Below are 12,127 nucleotides of genomic sequence, written 5' to 3'. Positions count from 1 at the left end.
TATGTCAGAATCTCAAGGCAAAACGTCTATTGGCGAAATAGACAAAGGTTACGCTGAGAGCTCGGAGGAAGAAACGGAGCCAGATAACAACTACCTGAAATTGCGGCGGTTGTTATTGGGGGAGGAGTACTCTTCTGCATTGAATCGCTATATCACCAAAGAAGAAGATGCTGAACGCGTTTCAGAGGTGCTACCGAAAGCGGTTAGGCTCAGCACCCAAACAGATTTGGGTGAGGCTTTGTCGCCTGTTGTCGACAAAGCAATTGAGCAATCGATCGAACAAAACCCTACCCGTATTACCAATATTTTATTTCCTATTATAGGGCCTGCAATTCGTAAAGCGGTTGCCTCAGCGCTGGCTGAAATGGTCCAGTCACTGAATACCCTGCTCGAACAGAGCTTAACCCTTGGTTCGCTTAATTGGCGAGTGCGTGCCTGGCGCGCAGGCATGCCATATGCGCAATATGTTTTGCTGCAGACGGTTGAATACCGTGTTGAGCAAGTTTTGCTGGTACATCGGGAAACCGGTCTATTGTTAAACTCTGTCACCGCATCTGAGGTGGAAACACAAGACCCTGAGCTGGTATCAAGCATGCTGACCGCAATCAGTGACTTTGTTTCTGACTCGTTCTCTGCGGGAAAAGAAACACTTGAACGCATTCGATTCGGAGACCTGGAACTCCACCTTTTGGTAGGGCCTCATGCTGTTCTGGCCGTTGCCGTCAGAGGTTCGGCCTCTGATGAGTTAGCCCTGAAAGCCAATACCACAATTGAGACGGTTCATGCGCAATTTGACCATCAATTGGTTCACTTTGAGGGGGATCGCGCGGAATTTGATGAGACCACTCCGATCCTGTCAGAATGCCTGCTAACCCAGAAGGTTGAACAGAAAGAAAAGAAAAAGCCTTGGTTGGCACTGATATTATTGCTGTGCGTCGCCGCTTACCTTGTTGCAAACAGTATTGAAAGCTGGCGTATCCAAAGTCGATACCAAAAAGCAGAGGAACTGATTAGCCGCGAGCCGGGATATACTGTGCTATCGAGCAAGCGTGAAAACGATCAACTCTATGTCAAGGCGCTACGTAGCCCAGAGTCACGACCTGCATCGACTCTTCGCGACAATCTACTAAAAGGTGAAGGTGAAGGTGAAGGTGAAGGTGTAGGTGAAGGTAAAGGTGTAGCCGTGTTGATTGATGCGACCGTTGTCCACATGGGGCCATTGCCTAAACCCGAGGTAAAGCAGGTTGAGAAGGTGTCGGAAAAACCAGTGATCGATGTTGAGGCAATGACAAACTCCCTGCTTGCCGAAGGAGAGGAGGTCAGCATTATTGCGCAGGGTGAGTCTCTGAGTATTAAGGGGGACGTCAGTGAAGCAACACGTCAGCGGCTGATGAATAGCGAGGTGTTAAATAGCTATTATGAAGAGGCTGACTTCAGTGGTCTTACTGTTCTTGAAACGGAAACAGAACTGGAAAAATTCAAGCAACTGGTCGAGAAGGTGCAGAGCACAGTGTTCTATTTTGAACCGAATGAGTCCAGGTTATCTGAAGATGAAGTGTTGAAAGTACCCGGGGTTGTTGCAGCCATCAACGAGATGGAAACCATTGCTGCCGCAGAGAGGATCCGCGATTTGCAGATTATCGTTATGGGCTTTGCGGATCGCTCGGGATCTTCGTTTGGAAATAATACCGTGAGCCAACAGCGAGCAGACAGTATAAGGACTATACTGACTGATAATGCTGTGTCGTCTGATATTATTGTTGCCTGGGGGGTAGGCAATATTGATTTGGATGTGGTGTCGGATCAGGCTCAGCGAAGAGTAACGCTTCAGGTTCTGTATTCAGATAAAACAAGGCAACCGAATCAGGCTCAGAGTGCTGACACGCCTACCGGAAAAGGTGATGAAAAGGACGTTAACCCAGGAGATTCGTGGTGGGTAAAATGATCGCTAAAAAAGTTTGCATGGTAGGCCCGTTTGCCGTTGGCAAAACGAGCTTGGTACGTCGCTATGTTGAAAGTATTTTTAGCGATACATACCTTACCACGATCGGCGTGAAAATCTCTAAAAAAACAGTGGATGCATACGATGGCCAAGTACAGCTGATGATTTGGGATATCGAAGGGGTTGATGTGTTTACCGAGCTTAAACCCAGCTATCTTAGGGGGGCTTCAGGGGTTTTGTTGGTACTGGATGGGACGCGGCCAGCAAGCGTTGATATGGCGGAAGAGCTATCGAAGTTGCTTGCTGAGCAGTTACCCGGTGTACCTGTTGTAGGGCTATTAAACAAGAGTGACCTGACCTATGAGTGGAAGTTAGGTGACTCGGATATGAAGGGAATAGAAAAGCTTGGGATTACTCTCATTAAGACAAGTGCCAAAACCGGCCACAATGTTGAATTGGCATTTGATACGATCGTTGAAAAAATGGGGCTTGGGTCAGGAGTGCCCGAATCGACATGAGTATTTTGGATGGAGTCGTTGAAGAACTTGGCGTTGTGGTGCTGGTTAGAAAGGAAGAAGGTTTTTTTCAGCTAATCAACAACCAATGCATATGGTTCAGAAGCCTTTTAGAGTTACTTGCCTGCGATTTACCGAAGAACAGCGCAGAGATTGACAGTGCGTCTTTGTGTGCTGCATTCCCGTTCATAGAGAACTTTTTAATTGATGCAGACACGGTATGGGAGACTACAGATGCAGAGTCCGTTCGCTCAGGAATATGGACTGAAACAGACCCGTTTGGCTATGAACATCAATTAGAAGCCAGGGCATGTCAGCTTGATGGTCAGGCTGTTTTGCTCATCGAAAACCACACGGCCTCATTTTCTGAACGTCATGGTGTGTATCAAAAAGCGCGTGATATCGCTTTGTTAAATGAAAAGCTGGCATCAGAACTCAACCAACGTCAGCGCGAGCTACAGAGCGAAATAGAGCGACATATATTGCAGGATACCTCGATCCAAAGTGTGGCTGAAAGTGTCAAGGGTCATACCTCTGCAGTGATGATATGTCAGCCCGGTGGTCAGATTGAAGTCATTAACAAAGCGCTGATAGACATTTATCAAATAAGCGATGAGGCGGATCTGAAACGCGTATCGCTGTTGGATCAGTGGATCAGTGAGGCTGAGAAACAGTACCCTGAGCTGAAACGGGTCATCGAGAATGGCTCGTATTGGGAGGGTGAATTTGAAAGCAAGAGTTCAGGCGGGCTTGATCGTTGGGTTCGCCTTACAATAGGCCCTATTAAAGATGATGATGGCAGTGTTTCCCATTATGTTTGTGTAGCCAATGATATCAGTGAGTTTCGAAATATGGACGCCGCAGGAGGAGGGGATGGCGGCTACGATTTTACTACTCATCTTCCCAACCGAAGGCACTTTTGGCGGCACATTAATAATGTAGCGGAGGCTGGCCTGGCCGGTGAATACGGCATAGGGCTGATGTATATCGATCTGGATTACTTTAAACGTGTAAATGATAGTTTAGGGCATCAGGCAGGTGACTTTTTACTGAGCGCAATCGCGTCGAGAATCTCTCGCTGTGTTAAGCATCATGACTTTGTTGCGCATTTGGGGGGGGACGAATTTGTTGTGCTGGTGCGCTATATCGAAGATGTCAACCAGCTAAGTATTGTTGCTGATCGATTGTTAGCATCAATCCATGAGCCGCTATTTGTAAATGGGCAGTCGATTTTGATGTCTGCCAGTATTGGTATTACCACTCAATTCGAAAAGCAGTTTGACCCCACCCTGTTGGTCAGGCAGGCCGACTTGGCAATGTACGCCGCCAAAGAGTTGGGTAAAGGTCAGTCGCGTTTTTATGACCCGTCTATGGAGTGCAATATTCCCCATAAGTTACAGCGGGAAAGGGAGCTGATTGATGCGGTAGACAGGCAAGAGTTTGTGCTTCATCTTCAGCCTCAAATCAGCATATCGGGAGAAGAGGAGGTTCGGGTAGAAGCGTTGATTCGCTGGCAGCACCCGGTTCATGGTTTGCTGCATCCGGCAGACTTTATTGCGATTGCTGAGGACTCCGGGCTTATTATCCCTATTGGCTCCTGGGTGTTGCAACAGGCATGCAGAATAGGTGTCGATCTATTGGGCGAGAATAAGAGGGCCTGCATCGCGGTAAATATCTCAGCTAAACAATTAAAGCACCCTGACTTTTATAAAATACTCACGAAGACGCTGACTGAAACTAATTTTCCTGCTCCATTGTTGGAGTTGGAGATAACTGAAAGTTGTTTTCTTGAAGACTTGAATACGGTTATTTCGCTAATAGAGAATATTAGAAAACTCGGCGTTACGATTGCGCTTGATGACTTTGGAACTGGGTTTTCGTCACTTAATTATTTGCGTCAGTTGCCAGTAGATTATTTAAAAATTGACCGTTCGTTTATACAAGGGCTTCAAGTGGATCGAGAAAGCCAGGCTATCACCTCGTCGGTTATTAACCTGGCTCATGAGCTGAATATTGATGTGATCGCGGAAGGGGTTGAGACTGCCGAGCAGTTTGATTTTCTTCGCTGCCGTCAGGTTCACTTTGTACAAGGTTACTTGTTTTATAAACCCTTGTCTGTGAGTTCATTGGTTAAGTCGTACCGACAAATAAAGTCTTTGAACGATAAAAACAAGCTGGATCAATAGACTCGCCTGCGGCGGTTATTCGCTGGGTACAAATATCAGCTTTCCTTTTCCTACTTTGATATCGGCCGGTATGGTCGAAATAACTCTCTGTGTAAAGTCGGATTGGTCCAGACGGTAAACCGGGACGGTTTCCAGCAGTTTTGCCAGTACGCCCATAACATTATCAGTGACCAGCTTACTATTACCCTTGAAAAACATTGAGTCTACGCTGCTATCGAGCAGCTTTAGCCGTCGAATGTATATTGCGTTATCTTTGCTGATATATACGGGGGCACCTTCAATACTTACTGACACATCAACTGGCAATTCCATTAATACAGCATTGATGGCTATCTTGCCTTCTAATGCCAATTGAACAACGTCCCTGTTATCAGGACCAACGGCTATATCAATATCGTTGAGTTCTAGGCTGAGTGGTGAGCCCGCCTTCAACTGTTCATGATCAAACTGTTTAACCGCGTTTTGAAAGTAAGACTCAAGCTGAGACTCCGAGACTGTATAGCTGCCCATTGAGGCACAGCTGCTTAAAAAAAGTGTTGCAATGACAAGTACAAAAGCTTTCATACGGCCAACCTTTAAAATGAAGTGGGTTGTTCAATCTCATAGATTGCGTCACTAATGGTATCGAGCTTACTCACCAAAACTGTCTGAGCGTCGCGTAACCCTTGATTGTAATAGAACGCACCTAACTCCTTTGCGAAAAAATCCAGCAAAAAGTCTGCTTCAAATTGCCCAATTTCGTGGTCTAACTCGTCTTGAAAGTAGCGCTGAACTTTGTTGATTAAATGGTGCTTTTCTTCCTTTGAAAATTTTATCTCGGGCATGTGGCGTTATCCGTTATCAATCTTTCTTATCAATGGTGATTTCAATATGTTTAGTCGCTCCGGCAAACCACTTTTGCACGTATAGCGAGCCCACAATAGGTGCAGAGCCTTCCTGAGGTGTTTCTTTGTAGCGTACGCTGTTCTTGGTCTCTTTTTCGTACTCAAACTTTACGGTCACTTTAGACATTGGTTTCTCTTGTTTTCTCACTCTTGCTATTGGCTGGTGCTGACAATGTAACGGTGCGCCAATGCGTGTCAGTTTTAATTACGTCAATAGGATAACAGGAACTGGCGTGCAATGCAGAGAGTATGGCAGCTGTTAACAGGGGCTCTGATAAAACACTCCCCTGGGGGTTAGTGTTTTATCAGCTCAAGCCATGTTGGCTGATTTGAAATGCCGCTCTTCATATCGTAGGTTAGTCTATGGGTGCCATGACAGCGAGCACATGCCTGTACTGCCAGTGTGCCCAAGTATCTGCCCTGGTCTTTTGTTGTGCCGCTTTTCAAACTCTCTTCAAGACTATTCATGGTCTGGGTGATCGCATCTCCCGGATACACCTTGGTGTCTTTTTTGTGACAGTCTGAGCACACTTCACCCATCACAGTTAAGCCATTTTTAAGTGCTGAGAATGACGCTAGCGCAGGTTCTTTCATGCCATCTTCAGAAAAAATCTTAACCTGATTAACCTGTTCGGTTAGCTCTGCCATATGGGTGTTGAATGAAACGGACGGGGATATATTGATAGATGAAAAGTCGGGTGCCCGGAACTTCAATGCAGTGACTGTTCGATAGTCCGAATGACACGAGTCGCAGCTTTGGCGAATTGTTTCCAGGTGATTTAATGCTTGGCCATACTGCTGGTTTTTTATGTCTGCCTGTAGCTGGTTGATCGCGCCAATCTCAAGTTTTCTGGACCACTCTGGAACCATTTTGGCTATTTTCAGGTAATGCTCACTGAGTTTATTGGACCACTTCTCCAGGCTATCCGTATTGCCCTTGGTGCTAGCAATATCGCTTTGGTTTTTTTCAATATAATACCGTACTGCCTGCATCTCCCGGCGTAAACTAAACATGGTATGTAGCCATACTTGTCGCTTGTTTTCCGGTTTATACCATTGAGCTAAAGACTCGGGAGGCTTTTTAAGAACAATCAGTTTATCTTTGTGGGCATAAGCAACGGCACCAATCACAAAGATCAGCAGACATTGAATAATCATGAAGTGAGGCCATCGCATGGGGAGGTCTGTCTTTTGTTAAGTTAATATTTGAACAGAATAAATCTTTCAGTGAAGTAACTATTTGATATCCATAAACCTGCGGCCCTCATGGTGATAGAGGGTAAGAGAGGAATAGCGACTTAATACTAAACAATTAAACGTGATGGCCAGTAGCAACTTACTCGTCGTTACTGTCACTGCTTGCCGCAGCTTCAAGCTCTTCAATATTCTTAAGTGCGTTATCAAGCTTTTGCTTGTTTTGATCGCTTGTCTGCTTCAATTGGTTATAAGCAGATTGAAGTGTTTTGTTCTTTTTACGTTGTTCTGCAAGCTGGCTCTTCGAACGTTCAAGAAGCTTGTTTGATTCTGCTGTCGCTCGGCTTGCTTTGTCAGCTTTTTTTTCTGCTGCGTTCGCTTTTTGATCAGCGGCCAATAACAGCTTTTTTAACTTCTTAATCTCATCGTCTTTTGTGATCTCTTCGAGCTTTTCAATCAGATCGATTGTGATGTTTTCAGGCATGGATATAGTGACTCTGGGGTTGGTTAAGTTTATAAAGTGAGCAATATAGTTAAGAATGCTAGTATGTTCAACCTAGAATTTGTATCTGGTGATATTTTGTGTTGACTTAATGGCGAGTCGCGACTATGTAAACGCATGATTTTGGCAGGGAAAAGCAAGAATAAGCGGGCATTTGATTGTAGGCTTTTTCGTTTAGCTTATTGATATATAGCTACTTTTTGTCTGATATAACTGTTTCAGGCTATACTTGGAGTAGCGCAGGGACAGCGCTATTTTCATTTCGTGCTATTTTTCGAAATAGATACGCTATAAATTTCAATCGAGGTTGGTTACGTTGCCCAATGTAACAATTGAACACAATGACTTTCGGCGATCTGCTGTTAACTATTTCCCTTTTACGGTGCCTTCCCTGCGAGAATCGGCACCACCCATTAGCCCTGTTGACGTGACTACTATACCGTGCAGACCACTATTGAGATCGCGAATATTAACGTTGTGCCCTTTGCTTTCAAGAGGGGATTTGAACTTGGAAAGTGCTGTACCCGCTTCAAGGTCTGTCGTGCCGTTTCGGTTGGTTATGTTTGGCAGGTCGATGGCTTGTTGAATATCGAGCCCCCAATCCAGAACGCCTATAATTGCCTTGGCGACGTAGTTGATGATTCGGCTGCCGCCAGGGGAGCCTATAACCATTATTAGCTGATCATGCTCATCGAATACCATCATAGGAGACATTGAGCTACGGGGCCTCTTATTGCCTTCCACTTTGTTGGCAACGGCTTGGCCATTTTTTTCGCTACGGAATGAAAAATCGGTCAATTGATTATTGAGAAGAAACCCTTCCACCATCAGTGTTGAACCGAATGCCATTTCAATGCTGGTTGTCATGGATACCGCGTTGCCTGATGCATCGACGATAGATATATGAGAGGTGGATGGTTGCGCGAGGGTTTTCCCCTTCGAAAATGGGGGGGGGCCGGGGATTTTTCCGGCTGAGGCTGAACCCATGTCTTGCTGTTTGTCGATCACCGCAGAGCGCTCTTTTAGATAATCCAGATTGAGCAAACCTGATACCGGCACCTTAACAAAGTCACTATCAGCGATATAGTAGTCTCTATCTGCATACGCAAGTCTGGATGCCTGGCTAAACAGGTGTATTGCGTTCAAGTCCATCGGTGAGTATTGCTTGAGCTTATAGGGCTCAAGTAGTGACATAATCTGCAACACGGTAATCCCCCCTGAGGTTGGAGGCCCCATGCCGCACAGTTTGTATTGGCGATAAGGCGCGCAGACGGGGGGGCGCTCTTTAGCCTGATAAGCGATGAGATCTTTCTCGGTTAGTAAGCCGGGGTTGTCATGGGCTCCTTGAACGGCTGCTACGATCTGCTTGGCGATGTCGCCGGTATAAAACCCCTTGGGGCCTAGTGTCGCTATTTTTTTGAACGTGTTTGCGAGCTTAGGGTTGCGGAGTAGTGCGCCTGTTTGCAGTGGTTGTCCGTTAGGAAAGAAATATGACTTCGCTGTTTCATATCGACCTAATGCCGGGTTGGTATTGTTGGCAATAAGCAGGTGTAATCGCTCCGAGACCTTAAAGCCATTTTCAGATAATTCGATTGCTTCTTTAAATAGAGAACTCCAGGGGAGTTTTCCATGCTTTTTATGGGCCTCGGCCAGCATTGCGATAACACCAGGGGCACCAACTGAACGGCCGCCTGCCAGTGCCTCCCACCAGTCCATGGGCTGGCCTTTATCATCAAGAAATAAATCGCTGGTCGCCGCTGATGGGGCTTTTTCCCGACCATCCCAACTGGTCAGTTTCCTGCTGGGCTTATCCCAGTGGAGGAGAAATGCGCCTCCCCCAATGCCCGAAGACTGGGGCTCCACTAGTGTCAAAACCATTTGCACTGCGATAACGGCATCAACAGCGCTACCACCTTCTGCGAGAACTCGGTAGCCTGCATTCACGGCGTAAGGGTTTGCCGCTGATACCATGAATTGCTCAGCGGTCACTGCAGACTTTTGCTGGATTCCTGTTGCTGCCTCCGGGTCTCGTGCCTCAGGCACTGGCTGAGATGCGAAGCAGGCAGCAGAGATCAGAGTCATTGTAATCGCAATGCATATTTGGCTTAAGGCTGACATAGATAAATCCGTGTTTTTTGGCGTCCAGTTTGGTCTTTCGTTCTTTTTATTCTGTTACGTTGATTACACTCTAGTGTAGGCGAATAACCGTGTTTCGCGCCGATTAATTATAGTGACGACTAAGCAGACCCCTAACCTCAGGTGTGATGTAGCGTTCAGACATTATGTAGCGTTCATCTGTTATGTAGAGTTCAAGAGTAGTAGCGCTGAGATATTTCTTCATAGTTTGCGATAATCTTGCTGACATAGAGGCTGGTCTCTTCATATGCTGGCATCAAGCCATACTGGGTATAGATAGGCTCGCTTGTCCATGTTCTCGAAAGCCCTGCATTATAGGCAGCAGAAGCTGCAAGAATATTTCCGTTTCTAACTCTTAATGCATTCGCCAGCATTTTTACCATGGCAAAAATGGGCTTTTTATAGGTGAAGCGTTCATCAAACTGGTTGAAGAACTCTATTTCACCAAACAGATCCCGCTTGCCTAGCTCATTAATGTTGGTTTCCAAATAGTGAGTATAGTTCTCTTTTGCTTCGGTAATGTTTTGGTTGATCTCCTTAAGCCCTTCCAGATACTTCAGTTGCTTTTCTGCTTCTATAGCGCCGGACTTACCCTGCACCATGAAATCCAGCGCTTTTCTTAAATTAAAGAACTTTGCGCTTTTATTGCTCTTTATATAGTTATTCCGCTCTTTTATGAGCGTATCGTACTGTCGAAGCGAGTTTGCGAGTTCCGGCTTTTTATAGGGGGCCAGGTGATGTTCGGGGAGGTCGCCAGCGACGATCATTTGGTGCCCCGCGCGGGCTGTGTAAGGCATAAACTGGCAAATACCGGCGGCTAGAGAGCGGGATAACGCGAACTCACAGAACAGTGACTCAGCCTTAATCTGTGAAAGCACCCAAATGGGGTCGACCGGATAGAGCGCTTGGTGGTGTGCGATGGCTTTGTTAATCCAATAGATAATATTGGTTAGACGCTTCTCAAAGTCTATTTGTTCAAAGGGTTGATTCCAAAACTGTAGCGTGATGCCGTTGTAATGGGTTTTCATAAAGTCATAGACAGCGCGTTCCAGCTTTACTCTATTGTTGTTCGATAGCTCGAAAGAGGTGTTGCGATCAATAAGAAAGCGCAATGAATTTGCTTCGTTTGATGGCTCTGAAGCGGTTTGGCCAAATGCAGAGACGCTTAATGTAGAAAGGCCTAATGTAGCTAGCGCAATGCCCGAGCCGGTGGTAATAAAGGCACGTCTGGACAGCTTATTTGATCCGAGGTTCATGCAGGGTTCCGAGGCTAAAGGTGTGAACAAGAGTGCCAGGATTATTACAAAATAACGGGAAGAGGAATATATTCAAACGGCTTATATTATCTAAAATATTTGTAATCTCTGTGCTTGGGGGATACATCTCATTAGAAGAAACCCCGTTATAGCGCTGAGATTATGACTGCTTTTCTGGCGATATAGAACACCGCCCTCGGTCTGTATTCGGCTCTACTGTTTGGTGTACTCGCTTGCCTAACTCATCTGCGCCGCCAACGTAGCGACCATCAAGCCATATTTGGGGGACGGTTATCGGGGTTTTAGGGCCGACAATGGGTTTTACCCTCGCGAGCATTTCATAAAGATCTTTAGGGTTTTTTATAACGTCATGATAGTTGTACTCAATGTTGGCATTGTCCAAATAGTGTTTAGCTCTCGCACAGTGGGGGCAGGTGCCTTTACCAAACAGATGGTTGCCAGTAGGGGCGTTCTTATGGGCAAATGCTTCAATGACCGCTTGAGTCAGTACGCCTCGGTTTAATGCGGCCCCCTGACTTATCACTCTTCCTTCAACCATCACAATGGGGGCGTGCCAACCCCCTTTAACAAGTGGCTTCCACCACTCTGACAGCCAGTCACGAAGTTCAAGCTTGACTAGAATCCCGCCTAACTCTGTGTCTAGGGTGTCTTGAATGACATCGGCAGTGAGCGAGCATTCACCACAGGGAATTTTGACCTTAAAAGGCCCCCATGCTCCAGCCCAACGGTAGAGCGTTACTTCAACAGGTTTCGCGTCTAACATTTGATACTCTCAAACTTCGAAGGTAGATTAACTAAAGGACAGGCAGGGCAAGCCAAAGTTCAATCAGCGTGGCGCTCTAAATAGATACGTTGAGTTCTCTATATTGAAAATAGGTCAGACAGAATCTCTATTGAATATTGTACTGGCTTAATAATTGGTCAAGCATTCCGCTGCTGTATATATCCTCAAGCGCTAACGACAGCTGGTGGGCGATAGAGTCCGGTACCAACTGTACAGGAAAGTTCTCTGGGGAAAGAGGCATGGCCGGGTTATAGTGGGGGTTGGGCTGCTCTTTGTAGATGGGGGAAAAGCGTGATATGCCCGCATAGAGCTTTTGGGACTTACGCGGGCAGCAATGCTTATGCGTTTGAATGTTGAGGTGAGTTAAATCACTCGCGCCTTCTTTCTCTAAATATCGGTTATAGTCCTGCGTATCGATTTGGTAAAACACATTGCGACCCCAGCTGATCATTTTTATGGCCTTTGAGGGCGTGTGTGCCAGGCATGGCACTTAACTAGTTGGGTGAAAGTCCCGATACCAGGTATTCGCAGAGCCGAAGGTTAGCCAAAGGGCAAGGGCCAACTCGTGAGGGGCGGTCTGAAGGAAGCTCAAGGCAAATTCGCGGGGCGATGAACAAGAACCCAATAAGAGGTGTGACGTATTCGGGGCCAGTGGGCACGTGACCATTAAGCCCTCCATCTGCAATCGGGATACGTTTTATAAATTG

12 protein-coding genes are annotated in these 12,127 nt (G+C 46.3%); 3 read left to right on the top strand and 9 right to left on the bottom strand.

Annotated elements, in window-relative coordinates; all coding sequences use genetic code 11:
- The first annotated feature begins 1 nt into the window (after position 1).
- The 3 genes from MY523_RS12745 to MY523_RS12735 are packed head-to-tail and all read left to right on the top strand — an operon-like array spanning position 2 to position 4,643.
- Positions 2 to 1,945, top strand: coding sequence for an OmpA family protein (locus MY523_RS12745; RefSeq protein WP_250655075.1), 1,944 nt, complete (start codon positions 2 to 4; stop codon positions 1,943 to 1,945).
- Entirely contained in the window at positions 1,942 to 2,460 is a 519-nt protein-coding gene (locus MY523_RS12740) for a Rab family GTPase (RefSeq protein ID WP_250655074.1), read from the top strand. The genes MY523_RS12745 and MY523_RS12740 overlap by 4 nt, the downstream gene beginning before the upstream one ends.
- Entirely contained in the window at positions 2,457 to 4,643 is a 2,187-nt protein-coding gene (locus tag MY523_RS12735; protein WP_250655073.1) for a putative bifunctional diguanylate cyclase/phosphodiesterase, read from the top strand. The genes MY523_RS12740 and MY523_RS12735 overlap by 4 nt, the downstream gene beginning before the upstream one ends.
- Before the next feature lie 15 nt (positions 4,644 to 4,658).
- Here MY523_RS12735 and MY523_RS12730 read toward each other — a convergent pair whose 3' ends face one another.
- From MY523_RS12730 to MY523_RS12690, 9 genes are all read right to left on the bottom strand, one after another.
- Positions 4,659 to 5,207: a YceB family lipoprotein gene (locus tag MY523_RS12730; protein WP_250655072.1), complete on the bottom strand. Its 549-nt coding sequence runs from the start codon at positions 5,205 to 5,207 to the stop codon at positions 4,659 to 4,661.
- Between the two features lie 11 nt (positions 5,208 to 5,218).
- Positions 5,219 to 5,467, bottom strand: coding sequence for a DUF2164 domain-containing protein (locus tag MY523_RS12725; protein WP_250655071.1), 249 nt, complete (start codon positions 5,465 to 5,467; stop codon positions 5,219 to 5,221).
- Between the two features lie 16 nt (positions 5,468 to 5,483).
- On the bottom strand, positions 5,484 to 5,654 hold the full coding sequence (locus MY523_RS12720) for a hypothetical protein (protein WP_250655070.1): 171 nt from the start codon (positions 5,652 to 5,654) through the stop codon (positions 5,484 to 5,486).
- A gap of 167 nt (positions 5,655 to 5,821) precedes the next feature.
- On the bottom strand, positions 5,822 to 6,685 hold the full coding sequence (locus MY523_RS12715; protein ID WP_250655069.1) for a multiheme c-type cytochrome: 864 nt from the start codon (positions 6,683 to 6,685) through the stop codon (positions 5,822 to 5,824).
- A 178-nt stretch (positions 6,686 to 6,863) separates the two neighbouring features.
- Positions 6,864 to 7,205: a hypothetical protein gene (locus tag MY523_RS12710; protein ID WP_250655068.1), complete on the bottom strand. Its 342-nt coding sequence runs from the start codon at positions 7,203 to 7,205 to the stop codon at positions 6,864 to 6,866.
- A gap of 384 nt (positions 7,206 to 7,589) precedes the next feature.
- A complete protein-coding gene (gene ggt / locus MY523_RS12705) occupies positions 7,590 to 9,341 on the bottom strand; it encodes a gamma-glutamyltransferase (RefSeq protein ID WP_250655067.1) in 1,752 nt (583 codons plus the stop codon).
- Positions 9,342 to 9,532: 191 nt separating this feature from the next.
- Positions 9,533 to 10,615, bottom strand: coding sequence for a transglycosylase SLT domain-containing protein (locus tag MY523_RS12700; RefSeq protein WP_250655066.1), 1,083 nt, complete (start codon positions 10,613 to 10,615; stop codon positions 9,533 to 9,535).
- 160 nt (positions 10,616 to 10,775) lie between these two features.
- Positions 10,776 to 11,399 carry a glutaredoxin family protein gene (locus MY523_RS12695; protein ID WP_250655065.1) on the bottom strand — a complete coding sequence of 208 codons (624 nt, stop codon included), beginning with the start codon at positions 11,397 to 11,399 and terminating at the stop codon, positions 10,776 to 10,778.
- Between the two features lie 127 nt (positions 11,400 to 11,526).
- Positions 11,527 to 11,871 carry a hypothetical protein gene (locus MY523_RS12690; RefSeq protein ID WP_250655064.1) on the bottom strand — a complete coding sequence of 115 codons (345 nt, stop codon included), beginning with the start codon at positions 11,869 to 11,871 and terminating at the stop codon, positions 11,527 to 11,529.
- Positions 11,872 to 12,127: the final 256 nt, after the last annotated feature.

This window comes from Alkalimarinus coralli (genome assembly GCF_023650515.1).
Classification (GTDB): Bacteria; Pseudomonadota; Gammaproteobacteria; order Pseudomonadales; family Oleiphilaceae; genus Alkalimarinus; species Alkalimarinus coralli.
This window is presented reverse-complemented; position numbering and strand designations above follow the sequence as displayed.